Here is a 26,149-nt window from a genome sequence, read left to right as displayed (position 1 = left end):
AGGACGTGTGTGTTCCGGCTCGATCCGCGCTAGCGGGAGGGGCCGAACCAGCGCTCCAGGGACATGGGCAGGTCGCGGTGACTGCCGGGGGCCGTCCAGGCGATGTGGCCGTCGGGGCGCAGCAGCACGGCGGCGGTGCCGCTGAGCGGTCCGTCGGCCGCGAGACCGTGCGGCGCGGCCGTCACGATGTCCACCCGGTCCGTCCAGCCGGCCGCCCTGCGGCGCAGTACGGCGTTGTCCTCCAGGTCGATGAGGACGCCACGCCCGGAGTGCAGCAGCCGACTGGTATTGGTCTTGAAGTCGTCGCCCACCAGCTCCAGTTCGGGCATCCGGTGGCCGAGCAGCGGGTGGCTGCCGCCGCCCATGGGGTAGTGGATCTCCAGGCCGCTGACCATGGCCGCGAGATGGCGGCTCACGGGCTCGTACTGGATCAGCTCACGCAGGACGTCGCGCAGTGGCTGCACCTCCGAGCCGCTGAGGAACAGCAGGCCCTGGGCCTGGGTGTTCATCAACAGACGCTTGCCGACCGGGTGACGCTCCTCGTGGTACGTGTCGAGGAGCGCCTCGGGGGCCTTGCCCCGCACCACGGCGGCGAGCTTCCAGCCGAGGTTGACCGCGTCCTGGATGCTGGTGTTCATGCCCTGGCCGCCTGCGGGCAGATGGATGTGCGCCGAGTCGCCTGCCAGGATGACGCGGCCGCGACGGTATTCGGTGACGAGGCGGGTGGCGTTCCCGAAGGCGCTGACCCACACCGCCTCACCGTGCGAGATGTCCTCGCCGGTGACGCGCTTCCAGCCGTCGGCGACCTCGCTGTAGGCCGGCGGCGCGGTGCGCCGCTGGGGCGGGGTGCCGCGCTCACAGAGGATCAGGCGGGTGATGCCGCCCGGCAGCGGGCCGACCATGACCATGCCGTCGGCGAAGGTCTCACCGATCATGCGGGGCGAGAGGTCGAGTCCCTTGACGTCGGCCAGGAACATCTCCATGGTCGCCGTGGTGCCGGGGAAGTCGAAGCCTGCGGCCTTACGGACCATGCTCCGGCCGCCGTCACAGCCGACCAGGTAGTCGGCGCGCAGCGTGTGAACGCCCTGAGGGCCTCGGACTTCGACCTCGACGGCGTCGCCCTCGTCCTTGAAGGAGATCACCTCGTGGCCGCGCCGCAGGTCCGCGCCGAGTTCGGTGACCCAGGCTTCGAGCGCCGCCTCGGTCTGGGACTGCGGCACGGTCTTGGCCGCCTGGTGGGCGCCTTCGAGGACGCCGAAGTCGACCGGCAGGCCACCGAAGTGGCCGACGTTGCTCGTCTCGATGTCCCCGAAGCGGGGCAGCAGACCGCGCTGCTCGAATATCTCCATGGTGCGGGCGGTGAAACCGAGTCCGCGGGATTCCCCGGTTCGCTCCGCCAACCGCTCCAGGACAATGACGTCGACCCCCACGAGTCGCAATTCACCGGCAAGCATCAATCCCGCCGGGCCTGCGCCCACGACTATGACTGCAGCGTCCATGTACCTCTCCTTGACCATCTGCGTTGCGAGACAATGCGGCGGAAGCTATGAACAAGGTTCTTCGCTCCAAAGAAATACTTCAAGGGAAACAAAGTCAGGCCTTGGTGAAGTTGCGTCAGCCTTCTGCCACGCGAATTCCCCGGTACGCGAAGGAGGCCGGCCGGAGCGGTTTTCCCGCTCCGACCGGCCTCCTCGGGACAATGCACCGGAAACTAAGAACTAGCTTCTTCGGTCCTGGGGCGCCTTACAAGGCATTTCACTACAGGATTGGGTGAGGTTTTACAGACGTCGGGTAAGTATCGATCCTGCGCACTGCCGACCGGTCACACGGAAAGCCGCGCGGCCCGTCGACTGAAACAGTCGTGGACATCCGATTCGGAGTAATAGGTGCGGCCCGCCCGGGTGCGCCGACGCCACTGCTGCTCGCTGGCGAGGCGGTAGACCGTACCGATCGGGGTGCTCCACAGGCGCGAGACGTCGGCGGCGGTGAGCCACCGCTCGGTGGCCGCGTCCCCCGCCTCGGTGGCGTCCGCGGCGTCGTCGGACACCGTGCCGGGGCCGGCCTGCCGGAGTGAGCGACTCAACCGCGTCCACAGGTGCCCCGGCCAGGTGTGGCGCGGATCCACGCCACACCGGATCTCGCCGGCCGCGGCCACTCCCTCGGCCCCTACGTACGCGGCGAGTTGACCGTGGCAGCCGGATTCCACGCAGGGTCCGACGGGCACCCGCCGCCGCGGATCGCGGCGAACCGCCCGCCGCGACTTGCGCACCAGCCGGGCGACTTCCTCGGTGATCTCGACTGCCGCCGGATGCGCCGCCAGCCAGTCGGCGTGCCGGGCGAGGAAAGCGGCCATCGGGACGACCGAGCGCCGGGGCGCGTACAGTCCGCGCTCCTCCGCGACCAGACCGCTCCACGACCCGAGTACGGAGACGATCGCCGTACGGGCCTCTGCCGCGTCCGTGTTGAACGGCATCCCCGGCAGGGGTCCGCCCGTGGTCTTCTCCCGCAGGCCTCCCGGGGAGCTGCCGCCGAGCGCGATTCCGCACTCCTCGAACAGGGCGGGCAGCTCCCGCAGCCGGACCGAGAGCCGCTCGCGGCAGACGCGGCACAGCCGGAGGCCGGCCACCGCCCGGTTGCGCAGGGCAGCGCTGTCGGTGCCGCTCAGGCAGTCGACGCCCTTGCAGAGCGCGTCCATCACGGTGGTGAAGCTCCGCGGCCGGTATCCCGTCTCACGCATGGCCGAACCGGAATCCGACACCGCGGACCGTGATGATCCACTCGCTGGCACCGAGCTTGCCGCGCAGGCTGCTGACATGGGTGTCGATGGTCCTGCGGGACCAGGTGTCGCCCCAGACGCGCTGCATGACCTGCTTTCGCGGGATGACGGTCTCGGGATGCGAGGCGAGCAGGTACAGCAGGTCGAACTCCTTGCGCGTCATACCGACGAGCCGGCCGTCGAGGCTGACCTCGCGCAGTCCCGCGTCGATGTGCAACGGGCCGTGCGTGACCGTCCGGTCCACGGCGGGCTGCGGCCGGGACCTGCGCATCACGGCGTCCATACGGGCCATCAACTCCCGGAAGCCGTACGGCTTGACCAGGCAGTCGTCGGCGCCGGCCTGAAGGCCGAGCACACGGTCGAGCTCGGTCGGCCTGGATGTGACGGCGATGACGGGTATACCGCTCGACGACCGGATTGCCCGGCAGACCTCAAGGCCGTCCACATCGGGCAGATCGAGATCGAGGAGGACCAGGTCCGCCTCCGCGTGGACCCGCAGGGCCTCGCTCCCCGTCGCGACGTGATCGACGGTGTGACCGTGACGCCTGAGCCCCCGGCTCAGGGATTCCGCGTCACGGGTATTGCTTTCGACCACGAGCACGCGCCAGGTGCCGGACGAGCCGCGCGGACCCGGCGCCACGGCGTCGGCGTACGCGCCGGACGGCATGGGCCCGGCAGCGGGGCGCGGGTGGGTGGTGCGAGGCTCCAGAAGGTCTGTTGTGCGCTGACTCATCGTCTCCCCCTCGGTGGATACAGCTCACAGGTGCTGTGGGCGCAACACCTGGCAGCAGATTACAAACCGCGCTGTCGGTTTGTCAAAGACTCGACGATCCGATCTGGCCGTTTGGGCGAGAAAATTTGGCGACCACAGTACGACATACAGATCGATATCGGATGATCCTCGCCCAGTCACCGCAAGACACGCGTGCGTTGGACTGGTAAACAAACCAGAGCGTTGGTTTTATAGCGCTCCACGAGACCCCCGCTACGCCCTCCGCACACCGTCGCCACCCCGGCACGACTTCGCGCCTCACGAGCGCGCCGGGTTGCCAGCCACCACACCCACGAGGGGTGCCCATGACCAAACAAGAGCGCGCCGTCCGCACCCGCAAGCTGCTGATCGCATCCGCAGCCCGCGCCTTCTACGAGCAGGGCTACCCCCGGACGAGCCTGACCACGGTCAGCTCCCGGGTCGGCGTCAGTTCGGGCGCGCTGTACTTCCATTTCGAGAACAAGGCCGCGCTGGCCTCCGCAGTGGAGACGGAGGCCTCGCGCGCCATGCGCGCGGTCACCCGGCGGGCGTGTCGCAGCTGCGACTCCTCGCTGCAAGCACTGATCGACACCACACACGGCCTCGCCGAACTGCTGCGGACCAGCATCGTCGCCAAGGCCGGCTTCCAGCTCAACTGCGACGACTTCGAGGGCACCCGGCTCGACCTCCGCCAGGAGTGGCGCCAGTGCGTGCGGCGGCTGCTGGCCGAGGCCGCACATGAACGCACACTCGACCCGGAACTGCCCCAGCAGGCCGTCACCGACACCGTCGTCGCGGCCACCGTGGGATTCGAGATCCTCAGCCGGGGCGACCGGGAATGGTTGTCCCGGGACTCGATCACCGCGTTCTGGGAGCTGCAGTTGCCGCGCCTGACCGCACCGGCCAGCACCCGTCGGCTGGATCCGGCCGGCACGGGCCCGGTCGGCACGGATCCGGTGTCGGTGCCGGGCCAGGCCGCCCCACGGTCCGGTCCGGCGCAGCTCCCCACACCGTAAGAAACAGCTGTGCCGGTTTTCCGGCGCGCAAGCTGAGCCCGCCCCGTAGCGGCCGCCCAGGATTTGGTCCGGCTGCTGCGGCGCGGGGTTCAGCCCGAGAACTCGGGCGCGATCTGCGGCTCCGCGCCCGTCAACTGCGCCTGCTCGGCCTCGGCCAGCGCCCGCTCCCCGCGGCCGGGCGCCATGTCCAGCATGGCCAGTACCCCCGGCACCGCCACGCTGGGCATGATGTGCCGGTAGAGCGCGGACGCCTGCCGGTCCAGGTCCGACGAGGCCCCCCGGGCCCGCAGCATCATATTGATGCCGGCATAGGCGCCCACGATGAGCGAGGCCGTCTCCGCGGGGACGACATGCGCCAGGACCTCGCCCCTGTCCTTCGCCTCGGTGAGCACCCGGGTGTGCAGTTCGGTCCAATTGGCGTAGGCGCCACCACGGTTGAGCTGCGCGCCGGCCTGATCGAGCGTGAGGCGCACGCTGCCGCGAACCAGCGGGTCGTGCATGAGGCGGTGCGCGAAGACCATGCCGATGTCGACACCCTCCTGCAGCTTGGCCGCCTGGGGCAGTCGCAGCGGGGCCTCCACCACCTGCGCATCGATCACCGCGAGCGCCAGATCCTCCTTCGATTCGAAGTGGAAGTACAGCGCCCCCTTGGTCACCTCGGCCCGAGCCAGAATGTCGGTGATCTTGGCTGCCTCATACCCGTGCTCCTCGAAGACGGCCGCCGCCGCCTCCAGGATGACCCGTCGCGTACGGATCGCTCGATCTTGCTTCGCCACTGGGCGTCCCATCTCTCAGTGCCCATCGTGTGCGGGCTGACATACAGGTGCGATTGTGCACGTGTATGCAGTCAGTTTAAACCGCCAAGTATGTATGGAATCAAGATGGGCTCTACAGCTACGTATGGCTACCCATAGCTCGTCACACCATGGTGAACCCTCCGTCGACCGGCATCGTGGCCCCGGTGACGAACGAGGCGCGGTCGCTGCAGAGCCAGGCGGCGGCCTCGGCTATCTCCACGGGCTCCGCGGTCCGCGGCTGCGGGGTCGCCTGGTGCAGCGCTTCCTCGATCCCCGGGTTCTGCGCGAACCACGCCCCCACCACCTCCGTGCGGGTGGTGCCGGGCGCCACCGCGTTGACCCGGATGCCCTGCGCCGCGTACTCGGCGGCAGCCGCCTTGGTCAGGCCGATCACGGCGTGCTTGGAAGCGACATAGGGGGCGGCGACCGGGGTCGCGAGGAGCCCGCCGACGCTGCTGGTGTTGACGATCGCCCCGCCGCCCGAGGCCAGCATGGCGCCGATCTCGTCGCGCAGGCAGTTCCAGACGCCGCGCACGTTGACGTCCATGATCTGGTCGTACAGGTCGTCGCCCATCAGATGCAGGGGCGTGCGGCCCACTCCGTAGCCGGCGTTGTTGAAGGCGACGTCCAGCCGGCCGTAACGCCGCACCGTGTGCGCGACGGCCCGCGCGGTGTCCTCGGCCCTGACCACGTCGGCCACCACGTAGTCGGCCTCGGCCCCCGTCGCGCGTATCTCCTCCACCAGGGACTTGAGCCGGTCCTCCCGGCGCGCGACCAGGACCACGGTGGCGCCCTCCCTGGCGAACACCCGGGCCGATGCCTCACCGATGCCGCTGCTCGCGCCGGTGATCAGGGCGACCTTGCCGGGAAGCAGGCTGCTGTTGTCCTTGTTCATGCGACATTCCCCTTTGTCTCTGCGAGCGAGTTGGTTCCGGTCTCCCACACACGGCCGGTGGCCGCTTCGGCGTCCACGGTGCGCAGCAGTTCCTCGTTGATGTCCGCCAGGGAGTCCACGAGGTGCCGCACCCCCGCCTTGCGCATCAGCTCGCCCTGGTGGCCGTGCTCGAATCCGCTGGGGTGGCCGATGAAGGGGACGCCGAGCTCCTTGGCGGCCTCCGCGACCCTGGCGACATCGTCGATGAACACGATCTCGTCGAACCCGAGCCCGAAGACCTCCGTGGTGATCTCACGGACCCCCGGCCGGTAGTCGTTGGTGCAGACGTACCCGGGCCCGTCGAAGAGATCGGCGTGGTCCCCCAGGTAGCGGTCGAAGTGGCTCTTGTCGAGGCCCCCATAACACACCGTCCGCAGGCCCGTCCCGCGCAGGCGGCCCAGCAGGTCGACGGCTCCGTCCAGGATCCGGATCGGATCGTGTGCGAGGTACTGCTCGCGCTCCGCGAAGTAGGCTGCGAGGATCTCCTCCGGCGGCGAGGTGAGACCGGCGGCGACGCCCAGGGCCCTGGCCGCGGTCAGCTGGGTCTGGGAGAAGATCTCGCGCTCCACGGCGGCGTCGTAGTGCCCGCCGCGGCTGGTGATGAAGCGGTGGATGACGGGGCTGAACGTGTCGTTCAGCAGGACACCGTCGATGTTCACGGCTGCGAGCCGTATCTGCTGGAGCTGCTGCACGAGGTCTCCACAGTCGTCTGGACGGCCGGTCGGTGAGCCACCACGACGCTGTGCGCACACTCCGGCCGCCAGGGCGGGCACAAAGAAAACCGGGCCGCCCGGATGTTATGGCTTCAGAAACATACCTGAACCGGCCTGGATGTGCACCCACCCTGCCCCGCGGGGCAGCCTTAACTTCCGGCCTGAGCTGTGCAGTTAGTGGTCAACCCACACGCTGCCGCGCCCTACGGAATGAAAGCTTCCGGGCTGAAAACCGCCACCCCGCACACACTCTGAACAACTTCAGTCTCAGAAAGTGTTGTGAACCAAACCGAGAAGTACGTATCTTTCTTCCGGGCAGGACGCTTCGCTTCACGAGCTCAACCCGTCGAGTCTTCCAGGGGGAAGAAGCCATGACACAGACGCTCGCTCCGACTCTCGCCACGAACGAAACCACCCTCGCGACCAGAGCCCCATCGGGTGTCTCAACGCCCCTTCTCACCACGACAGTTCCCCGCCAGTTCGTGCACCGCGCAGCCGTGGCAGAGGTCTTCCTCACCGGCTGGGCGCCCGTGGACGACAAGAGCTTCTCCGTGACCGCCCAATGGCCGCGGGCACACAGCTTCTTCACCCCGATCAGCGGCCACTACGACCCGTTGCTGGCCGCGGAGACGATCCGGCAGGTCGGCGCACTTCTGGCCCACACGGCCTTCGAGGTACCGCTCGACCACAAGTTCCTGCTGTGGGACCTCAATTACACCGTGGCCCCCGAGCACATCGCCCTCGGCAGCACCCCCGCCGACCTGGAACTCGACGTCGTCTGCACCGAGATACGGCTGCGCGGGCGCAAGCTCTCCCGCCTGCGCTACGAGGCCGCGATCCGCCACGACGGCCGGGTCATCGCCACCGGTGGCGCCAGCTACACCTGTACGTCGAACGAGGCGTACCGGCGGCTGCGCGCCGCCCACCTGGACGCCGTACCGGGCCCGGTGGACCTCGGGGCCCCGGTTCCGCCCCGGACCGTCGGCCGCGCCCTCGGCTCGGACGTCGTCCTCAGCCCCGGTGACCGGCCGGACCACTGGCAGCTGCGGGTCGACATCGACCACCCGATCCTCTTCGACCACCACAACGACCATGTCCCCGGCATGGTCCTGCTGGAGGCCGCGCGACAGGCCGCACAGGCCATGGAACCGGCCGGCAGCACGGCCCTGCCCGCGTCGATGAACAGCACGTTCCACCAGTACGCCGAGTTCGGCACCCCGTGCGTGATCCGGGCCGAGTCGCTGGCGGACTCGACGGACCCGGCGGACCCGGACGCCGGAGTACGGGTCACCGCCCACCAGGCGGGCGAGTTGGTGTTCTCCTCGGTCGTGGTCAACGCCCCGCTGCCCGCCTGAGGCGGACCCGCGACGACGAGAGAGTGCGCGGGGCCCCCGGTTCGCATGAACCGGGGGCCCCGCGCGCTCTCCTGGTGCTCCCGGTGTCAGCCGCCCAACTCCTGGTGGCGGGCCGCCAGACGGGCCGCACCCTGCTCGGTCAGCGAACCGAAGAGCCGCAGCCGGGAGATGCCGCCGTCCGGGAAGATGTCGATGCGGACCTCGCTCGCTGCCGCTGCCGAGTCCAGGACGAAGCGGTGGTTCGTGTCGGGCTGCAGACGGGTGCGCGGCAGGATCTCGGTCCAGCCCTCGGCCCCGGCAGAGCCCGAGCCGGCTCCGCCGTCGCGGACCGAAATGGCCGCCCAGCCCGCCGAGTTGCCCTTGAGGTACGCCGTGTCGATCTCGATCGCGCGGATCTCCGACTGCTCCACAAGCCGGTAGCGGATCCAGTCGTTGCCCTTGTCGCGGCGACGGCGCGTCTCCCAGCCGTCGTCCATCTTGTGCGAGCGGCCCGGCGAGATGGTGTTGGTCGGCGAGGAGTAGAAGCGGTCCGACGCGTCCTCGACCTGGCCACCGTTCTCCAGGGCGGCGAGATCGAACGTACCCAGGACAGCCAGCCACGCCGGGTCCGGCACGACCTCGCCGTACACCCGCAGGCGCGCGATGCCGCCGTCCGGGTGCTGGTTGACGCGCACGTGGGTGAAGCGCTGCTCCACGTCGACGACGAAGCCGTTGGCCGCGTGACCGCCAAGAGCCGTACGGGGAACGAGCGTTGTCCACTTCACGTCGGAGCCGGCGAGCTGCTCGGGCGACGGGGAGCCGGCGAGCGAGGTCCCCTCGACCGAGACGGCCTGCGGGTAGTTGCCGCGGAAGTGGGCCGTGTCGACGACGATGCCGCGGATCACGCCGGGCGCGCCGAGGCGTACGAGCGCCCAGTCGTGGTCCTCGTCCGTGGGGTGCGGCTGCACGGCCGAGACCCCGCGGCGGCGGCGGGTCTCCCAGCCGTCCATGATCTTGCCCTTGTGTCCGAAGTGCTCAGGGTCGAAGTGGGCGGGGGCGGAGCGCAGCATGTTCTCGCGCTCGGCGAAGAACTCGTCGTTGGCGGCGATCACACCCGCGCCGAGCCGCCGGTCGGCGAGGTCGGTGAGGTGGGTGAAGGGCAGGTCGGCGGTGCGGTAGTCGGCGTACGGGTCGCCGCCCCCGTAGGGGCTCGCGTCGCCGGTGAACAGGGCTGTCGCCACGGTCAGTTGTTCCTTTCGAGCAGAAGGCCGGTGGGCTCGGCGAGGATGCCGTGGTCCGCGATGCGAACGCCGCGCAGCCAGGTCGACTTCACGACGCCGTGCAGCGTCTTGCCGGCGTACGCCGTGACCTGGTTGCGGTGGAACAGCTCGGCGGGGTCCACCGTGAAGGTCTCTTCGGGCGCGAGCACCGCGAAGTCGGCGTCGCGGCCGGCCTCGATGGCGCCCTTCTGCGCCAGGCCCGCGAGGGCGGCCGGCGCGGTCGACATCCAGCGGACGACGTCCTCGACCGTGCGTCCCCGCTTGCGGGCCTCCGTCCAGATGGCGGGCAGGCCCAGCTGCAGCGAGGAGATGCCGCCCCAGGCGGTGGCGAAGTCGGGGGTCTTGAGGTCGGTGGTGCACGGCGAGTGGTCGGAGACGACGCAGTCGATCGTCCCGTCGATGAGGCCGTCCCACAGCGCGTCCTGGTTGGCGGCCTCACGGATCGGCGGGCAGCACTTGAACTCCGTTGCCCCGTCCGGGACTTCCTCGGCCGTGAGGGTGAGGAAGTGCGGACAGGACTCGACCGTGACACGGACGCCCTCGCGCTTGGCGGCGGCGATCAGCGGCAGCGCGTCCGAGGACGACAGGTGCAGGACGTGCACGCGGGCGCCGAGGCGCTTGGCGTGCGCGATCAGGCCCTCGATCGCGGTGTTCTCGGCGTCCCGGGGCCGGGACGCCAGAAAGTCGGCGTAGGCGGGGCCGGTCTTCTGCGGTGCGCTCTCCAGGTGGTGCGGGTCCTCGGCGTGCACGATCAGCAGGCCGCCGAAGCCGGAGATCTCGGCCATCGCGGTGGCCAGTTGCTCCTGGTCGAGCTCGGGGAACTCCTCGACGCCCGAGGGCGACAGGAAGCACTTGAAGCCGAAGACCCCGGCGTCGTGCAGCGGTCGCAGGTCCGACACGTTGGACGGGATGGCGCCGCCCCAGAAGCCGACGTCGATGTGCGCCTTGCTGCGGGCCACGTCCTGCTTGGTGGCGAGGTGGTCGGGCGTCGTGGTCGGCGGCAGGGAATTGAGCGGCATGTCGAGGAGGGTGGTGATGCCACCGGCCGCGGCGGCGCGCGTCGCGGTCCAGAAGCCCTCCCACGCCGTGCGTCCGGGGTCGTTCACATGGACGTGGGTGTCGACCAGGCCGGGGAGCAGCGCGTCGTCCCCGAAGTCCTCCAGCCGGGCCCCGGCCGGCACCTCGGCGTCGTACGGCAGCACACCGACGATCTTCCCGGCGGCCACGGCGACGGATGCGGCGCGTGATCCCTCCGGGGTGATGACGCGCGTCGAGCGCAGTACCAGTTCCACGGCGTCGGACACCCATTACCTCACTTCAGCGAAATTCAACGAACTGTTGAAGAAGTCTTCACTCCGGACCTTGGTCCGTCAAGACCCGGCCCTGGTGACGAGATCGCTTGGTCGATTCCACAAAGTGGAAGTAGAATTTCGCTTTGCAGAAGGTAGCTACCCACAAGGCGCGCTCTCCAGGATGACGGGAAGTGACGGCCGACACACGGACAAACACCCTCTGACCGGCAAGGACCTATTGACGCCGTCCGTGTCCCCCGCGCGGCCCGACCGATAGGCTGCCACCTTGCCCGCCCGCCTCGAAAGGACCGTTGACGTGCTGTCGTCCAACGCCACCACCGACGCTTCCAAGCCTGCCGCGCCCAGCGGTGGTGTTCAGTCCCTGGAGCGCGCCTTCGACCTGCTGGAGCGGATGGCAGACGCCGGCGGTGAGGTCGGACTGAGCGAGCTCTCCGCCAGCAGCGGTCTGCCGCTGCCCACGATCCACCGCCTGATGCGGACACTGGTCGCCTGCGGTTACGTACGCCAGCAGTCGAACCGCCGCTACTCGCTGGGCCCGCGCCTGATCCGGCTCGGGGAGAGCGCGTCCCGGCTGCTCGGCACCTGGGCCCGCCCCTTCCTGGCCCGCCTGGTCGAGGCGACCGGCGAGACCGCGAACATGGCGCTGCTCGACGGCGACGAGATCGTGTACGTCGCCCAGGTGCCCTCCAAGCACTCGATGCGGATGTTCACCGAGGTCGGGCGCCGGGTCCTGCCGCACTCCACGGGAGTCGGCAAGGCGCTGCTCGCCCACACCCCGGCCGACGAGGTGCGGGCGCTGCTCGGGCGTACCGGGATGCCGGCCGCGACCGAGAAGACGATCACTACGCCCGAGGGCTTCCTGGAAGCGCTGGAGCACGTTCGCCGGGTCGGTTACGCGGTGGACGACAACGAGCAGGAGATCGGGGTCCGGTGCCTGGCGGTTTCGGTGCCCAACTCCCCCACCGCTGCGGCGATTTCCATCTCCGGGCCGGCCGGGCGAGTGACGGAGTCCGCGACGGACAAGATCGTGCCGATCCTCCAGGAGGTCGCCCAGGAGCTCTCGGTGGTCCTGACGAACGCGGGCCACAACTAGCCTCCGCAGCGCGGGGCTTGTTCCCCACCCCCGCCACTTCCCCGCTGTGACCCTTCACGGCCGCCGCCGCGCAGGAGCCCCGCCCCGGACGGGCTGAAAGGAATCTTTCAGCCCGTCCGGCGTTCGTGGGCTTCGGGAAGGGGCGGCCGAGGGAAAGCGCCGTAGCCACCTCCACCGCACCGGCCGCTACCCCAGCCCCCCGTCCGCCATCGCCACCACCGCGTCCATCCTCGCCAGATGCGCCCGATCGTGCGTGACCAGGACTGTCGCCGTCCCCCGCTCCCGCGTCAGCGCGACCAACAGGTCAAGCACCGCCGCCCCCCGCTCGTGGTCCAGCGCACTGGTCGGCTCGTCGACCAGCAGCACCGCCGGGTCGTTCATCAGCGCCCGCGCGATGTTCACCCGCTGCCGCTGACCGCCGGACAGCTGGTGCGGGCGGCGGTCCGCCTTGTCGGCCAGACCCACCGCGTCCAGCAGCTCCAGCGCACGCTCGCGGGCCCGGCGCGGCGGCCGGCCGGACAGGTGCGCCATCACCTGGAGTTGTTCCGCCGAGCTGAGGGACGCCGGCAGGTTGGGCTGCTGGAAGACGATGCCGATGCGCTCGCGCCGCAGCCGGGCCTTCTCCGCGCGGCTCAGCGCCCCCGTGTCCGTACCGTCGACGACGATCCGGCCGCGGTCCGCGGTGACCAGCGTGGCGGCGACCGCCAGCAAACTGGACTTGCCGGATCCCGAGGGGCCGACCACCGCCGTCAGCGAACCGGCGGGCACATCGAGGGTGACGTCGTCGAGGGCGGTCAGACGGGCGTCGCCGTCGGGGTAGGTGAGGGTCACATCGGTCAGGGTCAGGGTCAGGGTCATCGGGCGCTCCCGAGTGCGGTGAGGGGGTCGACGGCGGTGATGCGCCGCACGGACAGGGCCGCGCCGCCCGTGCCCAGCACGGCCATGACGGCGGCCGGGACCAGCAGCGTCGCCGGTTCGAGGACGAACGGAACGGCGCCGGCGGCCGACGCCCCGACCCCGGCGGCCAGCGCGGTGCCCAGGGCCGTACCGGCGCACAGCATCAGCACCGCCTGTCCCAGCGCGTCGCGCAGGAGGTAGCCGGTGGAGGCTCCGAGCGCCTTGAGGACCGCGATGTCACCACTGCGCTGAATCGTCCAGACCGTGAAGAACGCGCCGACGACCAGCGCCGAGATGGCGAAGAGGAAGCCGCGCATCAGCTGGAGCGAGCCGTTCTCGGCCTGGTAGGAGGCGAGCGCGCCCAGCGAACCCTCCAGCGTGCGGCTCTCGGTCCCGGCCGCCTCGTCGCCCGCCGCGAGATCCGCGCCGCCCCCGGTCGTCAGCGCGACGACCGTGGCCTGCTCCTCCGTGCTCGTCCCGCTGTGCCCGAGCCGCTGCCAGTCGTCGAGCGTGGTCCACACCACGGGTGTGTGGCTGTACGAGTCCTCCCCCGCCACGGCTGCGACCTCCGCCTCGACGTCCCCGATCCGGATCCTGTCGCCGGACCCGATGCCCAGGTCCTCGGCCGCCCGCTCGGAGAGCACGACCCGCCCGGAGCCGAAGTCCCGGCTCGGCGCGAGCCCCGAGTCCGGCTCGACGCCGAACGCGGTGACCGCGGCCGTACGGTCGCCCGCCCCGGCATTGGCGGTACGGATACCGATCGGCTCGGCGGCGGTGACACCGGGCCGGCGCGCCCACTTCTCCCAGGTGCTCTCCGGCACCGAGGAGTTGGTGAAGGACACCTCCTGGCCGTCGGGCGGCGCGGCGAAGGCCAGGCGGTCGGCGGGCAGCGAGGTGATGGCCGAGGTGTTGTCCCTGGCCAGCCCCGCAGTGAGGCCGGACAGCAGACCGACGAGCAGCGTGATCAGCACCACGACCGTGCCCATGAGCGCGAACCGGCCCTTGGCGAACCGGAGATCTCTCCATGCGACAAACATGGTCCCCAGCCTCTTCGCGCCCGCCCGCCAAAACATCGCGCCGGGGACCGCTCCCACCTCAACCTTTTGATTGACGGAGCGGGCGCACCGGCCGTCTACGCTGGAAAACCATGGATTCCCGCCCCCCGGCCCCCGTCCTGCGCCTGTGTCTGCACGCGCTGCTCATCGGGCTGCTCGCACTGGCCGCCGTCAAGGCCGTGGCGAGCGGCGCACCGCACGTGTACGCCGTGGTCGCGGCGGCGGCCCTGGTGGCCGTCGTGTACGCGGCGGGGGCCCTGAGCCCCGCCCCGCGCCGCCGCTCACCACGTGCCGCCGCGCTGTGGCTCGGGGCGCTGGGCGCCGCCTGGCTGGCCCTGCTGGCGCTCTCCCCCGACGGGCTGTGGACGGCCTTCCCCCTGTACTTCCTCCAGCTGTATCTGCTGCCGATGCGCTGGGCCCTGCCCGCCGTCGCCGCGACGGCAGCCGCGGCCATCACCAGCTTCGTCCTGCACGGGCAGCAGATCTCCGCGGGCACCTTCATCGGGCCGGTGCTGGGCGCCGGGGTGGCCGTCGCGACCGTCCTGGGGCATCAGGCGCTGTACCGGGAGAGCGAGCGGCGCCGCGAGCTCATCGAGGAGCTGATCGCGACCCGCGCGGAGCTGGCCGCCGCCGAGCGGGCCGCCGGCACCCTGGCCGAACGCGAGCGCCTCGCCCGGGAGATCCACGACACGCTCGCCCAGGGCCTGTCCAGCATCCAGCTCCTGCTGCGGGCGGCCGAGCGGACGCTGCCGGACGGCGACCCGGCCGTGGTCCATGTCCGGCAGGCCCGGGAGGCCGCGCAGGACAACCTCGCCGAGGCGCGGCGCTTCGTACGGGCGCTGAGCCCGCCCGATCTGGAGCACGGCTCGCTGGCCGCCGCCCTGGAACGGCTGTGCGCGGCGGCGCCGGCCCTGCCGTGCGATTCGGGGTGAGCGGTACGCCGGTCGCGCTGCCCACCCCGTACGAGGTGGCGCTCCTGCGCATCGCCCAGTCCGCGCTGGCCAACACGGTGCTCCACGCCGACGCGGGCCGGGCCGGGATCACCCTCAGCTTCATGGACACCTCGGTCGCCCTCGATGTGGTCGACGACGGCTCGGGGTTCGATCCGGGGACGCCCGGGGCCAAGGGCGGAGGGGGCTTCGGGCTGCCCGCGATGCTCTCCCGGGCGCGCTCGCTCGGCGGCACCTTGAGCGTCGAGTCGGCGCCGGGCCAGGGCACGGCCGTGGCGATCACCCTGCCGCTGCCGCAGCCCCTGCCGGCCGGAACGCCCACGGGAGACCCGGCATGAACGGTCCGATCCGGCTGCTGCTCGCCGACGACCATCCGGTGGTACGGGCGGGCCTGCGCGCGGTGCTCGACACCGAGCGGGACTTCCTGGTGGTCGCGGAGGCACCCACCGCCGAGCGGGCCGTGCTGCTGGCGGGATCGGAGGCGTTCGACGTGGTGCTGATGGACCTCCAGTTCGGTCAGGGCATGATGCACGGCTCGGAGGCCACCGCGGCGATCACCGCCAGGCCGGGGGCGCCCCGGGTGCTCGTGCTGACGACGTACGACACGGACGCCGACATCCTGGCGGCGGTGGAGGCGGGCGCGAGCGGCTATCTGCTCAAGGACGCCCCGCCGGAGGAACTGGCGGCGGCGGTCCGCACGGCGGCGGCCGGGCAGTCGGCGCTCGCACCGGCCGTCGCGCACCGGCTGATGGACCGGATGCGGACGCCCGCGCAGGCCCTCACCCGGCGGGAGCTGGAGGTGCTTCAGCTGGTCGGGGACGGTCTGTCGAACCAGCAGATCAGCAAGGAGCTGTTCCTCAGCCAGGCGACGGTGAAGTCCCATCTGGTGCACATCTACGCGAAGTTGGGCGTGGACTCGCGCACCTCGGCAGTGGCCGCCGCGACCGCGCGCAGGCTCATTCGACGCTAGCGCGGTAGAATGGAGGCCGCTCTTCGGTCGACGGACCGGCGGCTTCGGCTTATGGGCGGCGACATCCTGCCGCCCTTCCCGACCCGGGTGCGCGCCTTCACGGCGCCCCGGGTCATCGGCCTGTACCCCTTGCCGGACACCTCACCAAACGCCCCGGCCGACTCACGTCCGGCTAGCGCGGCGACGGCTCGCCGAAGATCTCGACGGCCCTGCGCACCTGTGTCATCGCCACGCCGAGCGCGCTGACCGAGCCGACCGATCCGGCGATCACCAGCAACGAACGCCGCAGCCGCCTGACCTCGGGCACTCCGCTGAGCGCCATCGCGTCCAGTGAGGCCAGCTCGTCGTCGGCGATGGCGCGGTCGGACAACTCGGCCGGGTGCGCCGCCAGTTCACGGCGGAGCCGGGAGACGGCAGCACGCAGCTCCGTCACCCGGGGGTCCTCGCCGCTACCGGCCACAAGCCTCGGCTCCACGCTTTTCAACACAGTTCTCCCCCTCGCACACTGAGGTGCAGGTCCCGCCGGTGGTTCACCCCCTCACAACGTTGGTCAGACGTCGCGCAAGAGGGGCCGGGGTCAGTTAACGCCAATCGATGGGCTGTTCGCCACCCGGCATCGCCCCGGCCGACCGCGGGCACCACCGCCCCGGCCTCAGCTCGACGCCGACGCCGTCGCGTTGCGCCAGACCGTCAGGTCCAGCGTCATGTAGTCGCTGGGCGAGTCCTCGGGGGAGAGACCCTGGACGGTCACCAGGCCGATGTGCCCCGTGCCGGTGGTCACACAGACCTGTCGCCCCTTGGACAGCTTCGTCGTGTAGATCGAGTCGGTGAACCGGGTCTCCGCGCGGCAGGCTTCGAGGGAACCCCGCTGCCCCGGGTCGAGCAGCGCCAGGGAGCCGCCCGAGCTCTCCGAGTCGAGATATCCGCCGGTGTCGTACGAAAGTTCGTATCCGCGGTCCTCGCCCTGCTGGGGTCGTACGTCCTCGTCCGAGAACGTCAGGTGGTAGCCCGCGGTGAGGTTGATGGCCTTGAAGTCGGCGGGCTCGGGGTCCACCGCCTTCGGCTTCCCCTAGGCGCTGCCGCCCGCATCGGGAGACTTGGCCGGGTCGGCCTCGTCGCCGCCCTTCCGCTTCGGCGCCGGGTCGTCCTGCGCCTGGTTCCCCTTGTCGCCGTCCTTGAGCAGGACGTACGCCGTGCCACCGCCCGCGACGCCGAAGATCAGGGCCGCCGCGAGTGCGATGGCCACCCCCTTGCCCTTGCCCTTGCCCTTGCCCTTTGTGGGCGCCGGTGGGGCGGGCTGCGGAAGCTGGGTCGGGTACTGGTGCGGGGCCTGCTCCTGCGGGTGCTGGTACTGCTGCTGCGCGTACGGGGACTGGGGCTGCTGCCCGGGGGGCGTGGACGGCGCCCCCAGTTGCGTCGGAGCGTGATGCGGCGGCACCGGCGTCTGCTGCCCCGGCTGCTGTGTGGACGGCTGGTGCGTCGGCTGATGTGTGGGCGGCTGCGGTGTCGGCGCCGGGCCGTAGCCGTGCGGCGCGGTGGTCGGCCGGACCGGCTGCGTGGGTGAGTACGCCGGCGGGGCCGGGGCGGCGTTGCGGCCGGTGATGTCCGCGGCGACGGCGCCGGGCAGCCAGTCCTCGGGGCGCCGCAGGACTGTCTCGGCGTTCGCGCTCTGGCACAGGGCGATCACCTCGGCGACCGTAGGCCTGGCCGCGGGGTCCTTCTCGAGGCAGCGGGTGACCAGCTCCCGCAGCCGCTCCGGGACGCCGCTGATGTCGGGCTCCTCGTGCACGATCCGGTAGAGCGCCGTGCGAGGTGCCCTCGCCGAAGGCCGGGGTCCCGGTGGCCGCGTAGGTCGCGACCTGGCCGAGGGCGAAGATGTCGGTGGCCGCGGTGACCTTGCGCCCGGCGGCCTGCTCCGGCGCCATGAACGACGGCGTACCGATGGTGACGCCGCTGCCTGTGAGCGACGTGGCGTCGGCGGCGTGCGCGATGCCGAAGTCGATGACACGCGGGCCGTCGGCCGCGAGCAGCACATTGGACGGCTTGAGGTCGCGATGCACGATGCCCGCGCCATGGATGACGTGCAGCGCCTCCGCCATGCCGGTGATGAGCAGCGCGACCGCCTCCACCGGCAGCGCGCCGTGCTCGGCGACCGCGCCGGCGAGCGAGGGGCCCGGCACGTACGCGGTGGCCAGCCAGGGCTCCGAGCCCTCGGTGTCGGCGTCGATGACGGGCGCGGTGAACAGGCCCTGGACGCGCTGCGCGGACTTCACTTCCTGGGCGAAGCGGCGGCGGAACTCGGCGTCCTGGCTGAAGTCGGGACGGATCACCTTGATCGCGATGGGGCGGCCACCGGGGGTGTACGAGAGGTACACCTTGCCCATCCCGCCCGCGCCGAGTTTGGCGGCCAGCTGATACCCGGCCACGGTGCGCGGGTCGTCTCCCTCAAGCGGCTGGGAAGACCTTGTCCCGACCCGGCTGCTGACCACTCATTGCCACACGTCCCCCATGCTGAACACCGCTGTCGGACGGCACCCCATCCAAGGGCGTCCCCTGTTCGCGCGTCGCGATGGGGTAAGCAGGGCCCATGGGCCGTAACAGAAGTGAAGACGAGGCGGCCGGCGTCGCCGGACTGCTGCTCGCGGCAGGCGGCGGGCGACGGCTCGGGGGCCGGCCGAAGGCACTGCTCGAACACCGCGGCCGGCCGCTGGTGGAGCACGCCGTGCGGGTCCTGCGCGAAGGGGGCTGCGGTCCGGTGCATGTCGTCCTGGGCGCGTCCGCGCCGGTCGTACGGGACCGGGCCGACCTGGCGGGCTGCGTACTGGTCGACAACCCGCACTGGGAACAGGGCATGGGCTCATCGCTGCGGGCGGGCCTCGCGTCACTGGCCGGCACCGGGGCGCGGGCGGCGCTCGTCTCACTGGTGGACCAGCCCGGGATCGGCGCCGATGCTGTGGCGCGGGTGCTGGCGGCGTACCGCTCGCCCGGCAGCCTGGTGGCGGCGGCGTACAACGGGAAGCGCGGGCATCCGGTGCTCTTCGGCGCCGACCACTGGGAGCCGGTGGCGGTGACCGCGGAGGGCGATCGGGGGGCACGCGCCTACCTGAAGGCGCACGAGGCGGCCATCACGCTCGTCGAGTGCGGGGATGTGGCGGAGGCGTACGACATCGACACACCCGGGGACCTCGGCCGCCTGGAGTGACCGCGATGGCACTCGGAGCCACCTCGCGGCGATTTCTGTCGACCCGGAGAATCTCGATATCAACAAACCATTGAACTTCCACCATGAGAAAACTACTATCCACTGGTCAGAAGCGCCCTGAACCCCAGACGGCGCCCGCGACCGTAACTCGGAGCCACGGCACCCGGTGCCGCATCGGCGACCCGGCGGTCGCCAGGCACCGCCCGCTGAAGGAGTGACAGCTCATGTCCGCACCAGCGCCGTCCCCGCTGGCCATCGTCGATGCCGAGCCCCTGCCGCGGCAGGAAGAGGTCCTCACCGACGCGGCTCTGGCCTTCGTGGCCGAGCTGCACCGGCTGTTCACGCCCCGCCGTGACGAGCTCCTCGTCCGCCGCGGTGAGCGTCGCAGCGAGATCGCCCGCACCTCCACACTGGACTTCCTCCCGGAGACCGCACAGCTCCGCGAGGACGACTCCTGGAAGGTCGCACCGGCTCCGGCCGCGTTGAACGACCGTCGCGTGGAGATCACCGGACCGACCGACCGCAAGATGACCATCAACGCCCTGAACTCGGGCGCGAAGGTCTGGCTCGCCGACTTCGAGGACGCGTCCGCCCCCACGTGGGAGAACGTCGTCCTGGGCCAGCGCAATCTGATCGACGCCTACGCGCGCACCATCGACTTCACCGACGAGAAGTCCGGCAAGTCCTACGCCCTCAAGGCCGCCGACGAGCTGGCCACCGTGGTGATGCGCCCGCGCGGCTGGCACCTGGACGAGCGTCACCTGCAGGTCGACGGGCGCCCCGTGCCCGGCGCGCTGGTCGACTTCGGCCTGTACTTCTTCCACAACGCCAAGCGCCTCATCGAGCTCGGCAAGGGCCCGTACTTCTACCTGCCGAAGACCGAGTCGCACCTCGAAGCCCGCCTGTGGAACGAGATCTTCGTCTTCGCGCAGGACTACGTCGGCATCCCGCAGGGCACCGTCCGCGCGACCGTCCTGATCGAGACGATCACGGCGGCGTACGAGATGGAGGAGATCCTCTACGAGCTGCGCGACCACGCGGCCGGGCTGAACGCGGGCCGCTGGGACTACCTCTTCTCGATCGTGAAGAACTTCCGTGACGGCGGCGCCAAGTTCGTACTGCCGGACCGCAACGCGGTGACGATGACGGCCCCGTTCATGCGGGCGTACACCGAACTCCTGGTGCGTACGTGCCACAAGCGCGGCGCGCACGCCATCGGCGGCATGGCGGCCTTCATCCCCTCGCGCCGCGACGCCGAGGTCAACAAGGTCGCCTTCGAGAAGGTCAAGGCCGACAAGGACCGCGAGGCCGCCGACGGCTTCGACGGTTCCTGGGTCGCGCACCCGGACCTGGTGCCGATCGCGATGGCCTCCTTCGACGCGGTGCTCGGCGAGAAGCCGAACCAGAAGGAGCGGCTGCGCGAGGACGTGTCGGTCACGGCCGGCGAGCTGATCGCCATCGACTCGCTGGACGCGAGCCCGACGTACCAGGGCCTGGTCGGCGCGGTGCAGGTCGGCATCCGCTACATCGAGGCGTGGCTGCGCGGCATGGGCGCCGTCGCCATCTTCAACCTGATGGAGGACGCCGCCACCGCGGAGATCTCCCGCTCGCAGATCTGGCAGTGGATCAACGCGGGCGTCGTCTTCGAGGACGGTCAGAAGGCCACCCCGGAGCTGGCCCGCAAGGTCGCCGGTGAGGACCTGGCCGCGATCCGCAAGGAGATCGGCGAGGACGCCTTCGCAGCAGGCAAGTGGCAGCAGGCGCACGACCTGCTGCTGACGGTGTCCCTGGACGAGGACTACGCGGACTTCCTGACGCTGCCGGCGTACGAGCAGCTGCGCGGCTGATCCCGCTACGTGTCACAACGCCCCCGGTACCTACGAGGTACCGGGGGCGTTGTGCTGCACCCGGTCCTCACGGCCGACCCGAATTCAGATCGAGTTCCGCCCATACGTCATTTCCGGGAGCACCGGTTCGGGGCGCGATCCCCCAGCGGTCGGCGACCTGGGACACGAGGTACAGGCCGCGGCCAGATTCGCCGTCGAGGGGTGGTGTGTCGGGCAGCTCGAAGGTGGAGCGCCGCTCGGTGCGGGTGTCTGCGACCTCGATACGGAGGGAGGCGTCCATAGCCGTCAGGCGGACGTGGAAGTCCCGGCCGGGGACGTGGCCGTGGCGCACGGCGTTCGCGGTGAGCTCGGCGGCGATGAGCGTCAAGGTCTCGTTCACGGTCCCGTCGTACGGGTGGCCCCACTCATCGAGCCGAGAAGTTGCTTGGAGAGAGATGAACGTCGAAGCGCCCGCGCAGGCCGTACCCGAGTCGGCCTGGTTCAAGAGCAGTTACAGCACCGGCTCAGGCGGAGAGTGCATTGAGGTCGCCGCCTGCGCCGACGCCGTCCACGTGCGCGACTCCAAGGACAAGGCGGGACCGCCCCTCTCCCTGCCACCAAGCGGCTGGGCAGCCTTTGTGGAGTTCGCAGCGCAAGGCGCGGCGCCGGACCTCAGCGCACCGCGCTGACTCGTTCCGGTCCGCCCTCCAGCCTGCCGTGCCTGTACAGCTTCGCGATGTCTGCCGCCAGGCAGTCCCGGATTTCCTTGCCCATCCGACGCCAGCCGAAGAACTCGCACGCCTGCTTGATCAGCTCGTCCTCCGTCATCCCCGGGCATTCCGCCGCCAGCTCGCACAGGGCCAGGCACCGTTCCGCCGGAGCGATGTACGTGACCTTGCGTATCGTCCCCCCGCCCTCGGGGCGCCGAGCCTTCAGCTCTCTGCGCTCCGCCACGTCGAAGAAGGAGCCGTCAGCGGCAGCGAGGCGCGAGCGGACCAGGGCACGTGCCACCGCCTGGACGTTGTCCCGGATGCGGTTGCCCGCCCTGCCGACACCCCACGCCTCACGGGCCCGCAGCACCAACACATCCTCGTGGATGGGCCCTTCCGCCTCAATGAACTGCGTGAGTATCCTTCTCAGCGCGGGCCGGGCCTCCGGGGTGTGGAGTTCGTGGCGCGGGCTGACGCTGATGGAACTCGTGCGATACGGGGCGCTCCACTCGCGCTCAGACCCCGTGTCGACGGGGACACGCTCGTACTCAACCTCAACCGGTACTTGAGCAAGAATCGGCACCTGCATCTGTGTGACCGGAACAGTGAGCACCTGACCGCCGGTGTGCTCCGCCGGGCTGACCGTGGACGCCGACGCGGCGGACGGCTCGTACCCGGAATCCACCGGAGCTGACGGCGTAGGCACTCGCGCCGAGGCGGGGAGCGGGCCCCACGCGATGGCCTGTTCGACCGCTTCCCGCAGTCTCGACTCGGCCGCCGTGCGGCCCCGATACCAGTCGGTGCCCCAGATGCGGTAGAGCCGCCAGCCGAGGCCGTTCAGTACCTGTTCCCGCAGCCGGTCGCGGTCACGGGCGGTCTTGGAGGAGTGGTACATCGCACCGTCGCACTCGATGCCCAGGGCGTACGCACCCGGCAGCTCGGGGTGGCGCAGGCCCAGGTCGATGCGGAAACCGGCGACACCGACCTGCGGCTGGACTGTGTAGCCCCAGTTCTGGAGTACCGCGAGCACTGACTCTTCGAAGGGGCTGTCCGGCTCCGCGTCCGACTGGACGACGTCGCGGGCAAGGACGTTCGGACCGCTCTCCGCGTACTCCAGGTAGCGCTTCAGATGCTGAACGCTCTCGTTCGTACTGTCGGGGAGAGTGTTACCGCGGAAAGAGGCAACGACCTCCATGCGGTAGCGGGCTCGGGTGACTGCCACATTGAGACGGCGCCAACCGCCGGCCCGGTTGATAGGGCCGAAGTTGAGCCCGACCTTGCGGTGTTCGTCGGGACCGTAACCGACGGACATGATCATCACGTCACGCTCGTCGCCCTGCACCGATTCGAGGTTCTTGACGAAAAAACCGTCGAGCCGGTCCTCGGTGAAGCAGTGGTCGAGGTCGGGACGCCCGAGTCGGGCCTGCTGCACGGCCTGGTCGATGGACGAGGCCTGTGCCTGGGAGAGGGCAACCACGCCGAGGGTCCGTCCCGGGCGGGTGTCGAACGACTGCACGACCTCGCGTGTCCGGCCGAGCAGTTCCCTCACCGGCATGTGCCGGGTCTTCTTCTCGGCCTCGCGCGTGATCACCGCGCCGCCACCGCTGCCGAAGCGGCGCGGGCGGCGCTTGTTGCATGCCTCGATCACCGCGCCGCCGGCAGCGGCGACCAGGCGACGGTCGGCCTCCTGAAAGTCCGCCACGCGCGCGTCCAGGTCGTCCGAGCGAGTGTTGCGGAGACGATCGTCGGTGGCGAGGATGTCGTCGGCCCAGGATCGGAGCATGGCCTGTTCGACGACGGCCGGGAACCGCCGCGGATCGACGCCCCGCTCGGCCGCCGTCGCGACGAGACCGTCGGCGCCGTGGCGGGCGAGCGCTGCAAGACCGTTGCGGTGCGCGTGCCACTCCTCGGGCCCGTGCGGGTCTGCGAGCAGGGCGTCGATCACCTGCTGGGCCTGGTCGAAGTTGCCCAGGAGCGACGGGGACAGCTGCGCTCCCCGGGCGGCGTCAAACAGGTCGAGCAATGCCGACACGGAGTCGGACCAGCGCTCGGCGCGGCGGGCCGTGATCGCGCTCCAGTCGCCCAGCGAACGCCGCACGTTCTCGGCCAGCAGGGTCGGCAGGCGATCAATGTCCGCATCGTCGGCCAGGTGGTCGGCGAGCAGATCGCGTCGTTCGGCATCGCGGCTCAGTTCGGCGATACGGTCGGCCGTGGCTAGAGCCTGGTCGAGATCGGCGAGGGCCTGCTGCGTGCGCGGGGTACAGCTCCCCAGGAGGGCGGCGTGGCGGTCGGCCAGTCGTGCTGCTTCGACCGCCGCATCGTGCCAGGCCAGAGCCTGGTCCAGGCGGCCGGCCAGGGACTTGTCCCAGGTCCCGCTACGGGTGAGGGCGGTCACGATTGTCCGGTCGGCCTTGAACTGGGCCGAGAAGCGGGTCAGCAGCCCGCGGTGCTGATTCGCGAACCGGTCCACCAGTCCGGGCAGATCCGCCGCCTGGAGGGTCTGCTCGCCGAAGACGTCCTCGGCTGCGGTACGTGCCTGGGTCTCGGCGTGCAGAGCCTGGCGCAGCTCCTGGGCCGCCCGATGTGCTTCGCTCAGGACGCCGGTGTCGAACCAGCCCCGCTGCGGGCGGTGCGCGGCAGCCGTGAGGTCGGTGAGCTCGCACAGAGCGAACGCAGCCTCGACACGGTCAGGCTTCGGCATGCCGAACCGGTCTGCCAGATCCGCCAGTTGGTGGGACCGATCCTCGGGGAGGGGCGCGTCCGGCGAGCCGGAGCCCGGGAGGAGACCGGCCCGTACCGGACGCAGGGTCTGCTGCAGCTCCCGGACCGAGCGGGGTTCGGGGTGCGTGGCGGCGAACGGGCGGCGCCCGATCGCGGTCAGCAGGGCGTCAAGGGCGTCCGCCGCCTCGGAGACCACTTGGTGCGCCGAAGCACCGGTCAGCCCCCGCCAGGGGAAGGACTCCGCTTCGACTGCGGGACGCCACGCCCGGCTGACGGCTTTGGCGGCGGTGTCGAGATCGCTCAGCGCACCGGCGCTCAGTGTGCGGACGGTCTTGGCCCTCTGGGCGGACAGCGGCAGTAGCGGAGTGCCCGCCTGCTCCAGTTGCACCAGCCGTCCGAGAACGTCATGGAGGGGCTTCTGGAGAGGTTCGCGGCTCTGGTTCATGGCGGCGGCGTAGGCGGAGAGTTCCTCCCGCAGCCGGCGCGCGCGTTCCAGTTCGTGCTCGGCGGCTCCGGTGACACGGGCCTCGGTCGTCAGGACGCGGGCGAGCTCGGTGGCGACTGCCTTTTTGCTGGTGTCACCGCTGTGCAGCGCCATGACGAAGTCGCCGAGGCCCACACCGCGCAGCCGGTTGCGTACGACATCGAGTGCAGCGGCCTTCTCACTGACGAACAGCACACTGCGGCCCGCGTGCATGAGCGCGGCGATCATATTGGTGATGGTCTGGCTCTTGCCGGTGCCGGGCGGGCCGCTCATCACGAAAGAACGGCTGTCGAGGGCCGCGGCGATGCACTGGCGCTGCGACGCGTCGGCATCGAGTACCAACGGGTTTCGCTCCGGCAGTTGGACATCGTCGATGCGGTCCAGTTCGGCGGGCTCGAAGTCGATCAAGCCGTCGGGCAGACCTGCATCGGGGCCGAGAGCGACGGCCCGAACCAGCGGATGACCGAGGATGCGGTCTTCGTTCTGCTGGAGGTCCTGGTACATGGCTTCCCGGTGCGAAGCGAACAGGCCCAGGACCACACGCTCGTCGACGGACCAGCCGCTCTGCCCGCCCGCGACGGAGCGGGCGGCCGAGATCACTGCGGGCAGGTCGGTGCTGTCGGTGTCGGTGACACGACTCCAGTCGATTCCGAGCCGCTCCAGTTTTACCGCCAGAGCCGGGTTGTGCGCCCTGTCCTGATTTTCCGCCAGATGCAGGCGGTAACGTCTGTTGCTGTCCCTGCGCAGCTCGACCGGGACCAGAAGCAGCGGGGCGGCACTGCTCTCTTGGGCTCCTGGCTCGCGCCAATCGACCATGCCGACGCCAAGCCACAGCACCCACAGGCCGTAGTCGTTGAACATCTGGCCTGATTTCTGGCGCAGTTGGTACAGGGCATTGTCCAGTGTGGGCTGGCTGACCTTCTGGGTGACCAGCCCGGGCCGAGTCCGCCGGACGGCAACCGAACTGCTCTCCTCCCCGCCCCCTTCCGCTCCTTCTCCCGCCTCTTCCCCTTCTACGAGGAACGGCGCGAAGTCCCAGCCCCTGGCGAGTTGAGAAAGGACCGTCCCGGCCTCGGGTGAAGCGATCTCCAGCGTCGCCGTCTTCGTGTGACGGAAGTTCAGCAGCCGGTTGTGCCCACCCATGTCGAGCAGGGAATGACGCCAGCCGTCGAGGACGACCCTCAACCGGTCGAGACCGGGATCACTGGTGGCGGCGGACGCGGTCCGGGGCTGATGGGGCATACGACGAGTACCTCCTGAACAGAACGCACAGGGGTATCCGCAAGCACAGGTCCCCCCTGGAGGTATCTAGATATCAGCCCGGATC

Annotated in this window: 20 protein-coding genes and 2 pseudogenes; 8 read left to right on the top strand and 14 right to left on the bottom strand. The window is 70.4% G+C overall.

What is annotated here, in order from left to right; genetic code table 11:
- Positions 1–29: 29 nt before the first annotated feature.
- The 3 genes from ACLLJJ_RS35965 to ACLLJJ_RS35955 form a co-directional block, all read right to left on the bottom strand.
- On the bottom strand, positions 30–1,499 hold the full coding sequence (locus ACLLJJ_RS35965; protein WP_434598866.1) for an FAD-dependent monooxygenase: 1,470 nt from the start codon (positions 1,497–1,499) through the stop codon (positions 30–32).
- A 323-nt stretch (positions 1,500–1,822) separates the two neighbouring features.
- Positions 1,823–2,737, bottom strand: coding sequence for a hypothetical protein (locus tag ACLLJJ_RS35960; RefSeq protein WP_434598865.1), 915 nt, complete (start codon positions 2,735–2,737; stop codon positions 1,823–1,825).
- Positions 2,730–3,443, bottom strand: coding sequence for a response regulator transcription factor (locus ACLLJJ_RS35955; RefSeq protein WP_434600616.1), 714 nt, complete (start codon positions 3,441–3,443; stop codon positions 2,730–2,732). The genes ACLLJJ_RS35960 and ACLLJJ_RS35955 overlap by 8 nt, the downstream gene beginning before the upstream one ends.
- Positions 3,444–3,853: 410 nt before the next feature.
- On the opposite strand from ACLLJJ_RS35955, the gene ACLLJJ_RS35950 reads away from it, so the two are divergent.
- On the top strand, positions 3,854–4,543 hold the full coding sequence (locus tag ACLLJJ_RS35950) for a ScbR family autoregulator-binding transcription factor (RefSeq protein ID WP_434598864.1): 690 nt from the start codon (positions 3,854–3,856) through the stop codon (positions 4,541–4,543).
- An 89-nt stretch (positions 4,544–4,632) separates the two neighbouring features.
- On the opposite strand, the gene ACLLJJ_RS35945 is transcribed toward ACLLJJ_RS35950, so the two are convergent.
- The 3 genes from ACLLJJ_RS35945 to ACLLJJ_RS35935 all read right to left on the bottom strand — a co-directional run bounded on the left by ACLLJJ_RS35945 (position 4,633) and on the right by ACLLJJ_RS35935 (position 6,966).
- Positions 4,633–5,319 (bottom strand): ScbR family autoregulator-binding transcription factor, encoded by a 687-nt coding sequence (locus tag ACLLJJ_RS35945; RefSeq protein ID WP_434598863.1) that lies wholly within the window; start codon positions 5,317–5,319, stop codon positions 4,633–4,635.
- A 142-nt stretch (positions 5,320–5,461) separates the two neighbouring features.
- Entirely contained in the window at positions 5,462–6,235 is a 774-nt protein-coding gene (locus tag ACLLJJ_RS35940) for an SDR family NAD(P)-dependent oxidoreductase (protein ID WP_434598862.1), read from the bottom strand.
- Entirely contained in the window at positions 6,232–6,966 is a 735-nt protein-coding gene (locus ACLLJJ_RS35935) for an HAD family hydrolase (RefSeq protein WP_434598861.1), read from the bottom strand. The genes ACLLJJ_RS35940 and ACLLJJ_RS35935 overlap by 4 nt, the downstream gene beginning before the upstream one ends.
- Positions 6,967–7,358: 392 nt before the next feature.
- Between ACLLJJ_RS35935 and ACLLJJ_RS35930 the strand changes: the two genes are divergently transcribed.
- The gene (locus ACLLJJ_RS35930; RefSeq protein ID WP_434598860.1) at positions 7,359–8,342 is read left to right on the top strand and encodes a ScbA/BarX family gamma-butyrolactone biosynthesis protein; all 984 of its coding nucleotides are present in this window, start codon (positions 7,359–7,361) and stop codon (positions 8,340–8,342) included.
- A gap of 86 nt (positions 8,343–8,428) precedes the next feature.
- On the opposite strand, the gene alc is transcribed toward ACLLJJ_RS35930, so the two are convergent.
- A complete protein-coding gene (gene alc, locus ACLLJJ_RS35925) occupies positions 8,429–9,562 on the bottom strand; it encodes an allantoicase (RefSeq protein WP_434598859.1) in 1,134 nt (377 codons plus the stop codon).
- Between the two features lie 2 nt (positions 9,563–9,564).
- A complete protein-coding gene (gene allB / locus ACLLJJ_RS35920) occupies positions 9,565–10,905 on the bottom strand; it encodes an allantoinase AllB (RefSeq protein WP_434598858.1) in 1,341 nt (446 codons plus the stop codon).
- Positions 10,906–11,209: 304 nt separating this feature from the next.
- On the opposite strand from allB, the gene ACLLJJ_RS35915 reads away from it, so the two are divergent.
- Positions 11,210–12,007 carry an IclR family transcriptional regulator gene (locus ACLLJJ_RS35915; protein ID WP_434598857.1) on the top strand — a complete coding sequence of 266 codons (798 nt, stop codon included), beginning with the start codon at positions 11,210–11,212 and terminating at the stop codon, positions 12,005–12,007.
- Between the two features lie 186 nt (positions 12,008–12,193).
- Here the strand turns inward: ACLLJJ_RS35915 and ACLLJJ_RS35910 are convergent, their stop codons facing one another.
- Positions 12,194–12,859, bottom strand: a complete 666-nt coding sequence (locus ACLLJJ_RS35910; protein WP_434600615.1) for an ABC transporter ATP-binding protein — start codon at positions 12,857–12,859, stop codon at positions 12,194–12,196.
- A gap of 2 nt (positions 12,860–12,861) precedes the next feature.
- Complete coding sequence (locus ACLLJJ_RS35905) at positions 12,862–13,941, bottom strand: ABC transporter permease (protein ID WP_434598856.1); 1,080 nt, start codon at positions 13,939–13,941, stop codon at positions 12,862–12,864.
- 110 nt (positions 13,942–14,051) lie between these two features.
- Between ACLLJJ_RS35905 and ACLLJJ_RS35900 the strand changes: the two are divergent.
- Together ACLLJJ_RS35900 and ACLLJJ_RS35895 are read left to right on the top strand one after the other, a co-directional pair.
- Positions 14,052–15,247 (top strand): annotated as a pseudogene (locus ACLLJJ_RS35900) (sensor histidine kinase).
- Complete coding sequence (locus ACLLJJ_RS35895; RefSeq protein WP_434598855.1) at positions 15,244–15,879, top strand: response regulator; 636 nt, start codon at positions 15,244–15,246, stop codon at positions 15,877–15,879. Before ACLLJJ_RS35900 ends, ACLLJJ_RS35895 begins: the two are co-directional and overlap by 4 nt.
- 172 nt (positions 15,880–16,051) lie before the next feature.
- On the opposite strand, the gene ACLLJJ_RS35890 is transcribed toward ACLLJJ_RS35895, so the two are convergent.
- Both ACLLJJ_RS35890 and ACLLJJ_RS35885 read right to left on the bottom strand, forming a co-directional pair.
- Positions 16,052–16,366 carry a DUF5955 family protein gene (locus tag ACLLJJ_RS35890; protein WP_434598853.1) on the bottom strand — a complete coding sequence of 105 codons (315 nt, stop codon included), beginning with the start codon at positions 16,364–16,366 and terminating at the stop codon, positions 16,052–16,054.
- 165 nt (positions 16,367–16,531) lie between these two features.
- Positions 16,532–18,372, bottom strand: a pseudogene (locus ACLLJJ_RS35885) (serine/threonine-protein kinase).
- 94 nt (positions 18,373–18,466) lie between these two features.
- Here ACLLJJ_RS35885 and ACLLJJ_RS35880 point away from each other — a divergent pair.
- Entirely contained in the window at positions 18,467–19,081 is a 615-nt protein-coding gene (locus ACLLJJ_RS35880; protein WP_434598852.1) for a nucleotidyltransferase family protein, read from the top strand.
- 224 nt (positions 19,082–19,305) lie between these two features.
- Positions 19,306–20,928 carry a malate synthase A gene (gene aceB / locus ACLLJJ_RS35875; protein ID WP_434598851.1) on the top strand — a complete coding sequence of 541 codons (1,623 nt, stop codon included), beginning with the start codon at positions 19,306–19,308 and terminating at the stop codon, positions 20,926–20,928.
- A gap of 67 nt (positions 20,929–20,995) precedes the next feature.
- Here aceB and ACLLJJ_RS35870 read toward each other — a convergent pair whose 3' ends face one another.
- Positions 20,996–21,307 carry an ATP-binding protein gene (locus tag ACLLJJ_RS35870; RefSeq protein WP_434598849.1) on the bottom strand — a complete coding sequence of 104 codons (312 nt, stop codon included), beginning with the start codon at positions 21,305–21,307 and terminating at the stop codon, positions 20,996–20,998.
- A gap of 55 nt (positions 21,308–21,362) precedes the next feature.
- Here ACLLJJ_RS35870 and ACLLJJ_RS35865 point away from each other — a divergent pair, with 55 nt between their 5' ends.
- Positions 21,363–21,596: a DUF397 domain-containing protein gene (locus ACLLJJ_RS35865; RefSeq protein WP_434598848.1), complete on the top strand. Its 234-nt coding sequence runs from the start codon at positions 21,363–21,365 to the stop codon at positions 21,594–21,596.
- Here the strand turns inward: ACLLJJ_RS35865 and ACLLJJ_RS35860 are convergent.
- Positions 21,580–26,064, bottom strand: coding sequence for a DUF3320 domain-containing protein (locus ACLLJJ_RS35860; protein WP_434598847.1), 4,485 nt, complete (start codon positions 26,062–26,064; stop codon positions 21,580–21,582). The genes ACLLJJ_RS35865 and ACLLJJ_RS35860 overlap by 17 nt on opposite strands.
- Positions 26,065–26,149 lie beyond the last annotated feature (85 nt).

It is taken from the genome of Streptomyces sp. A5-4 (assembly GCF_051131715.1).
Lineage (GTDB): Bacteria > Actinomycetota > Actinomycetes > Streptomycetales > Streptomycetaceae > Streptomyces.
This window is presented reverse-complemented; position numbering and strand designations above follow the sequence as displayed.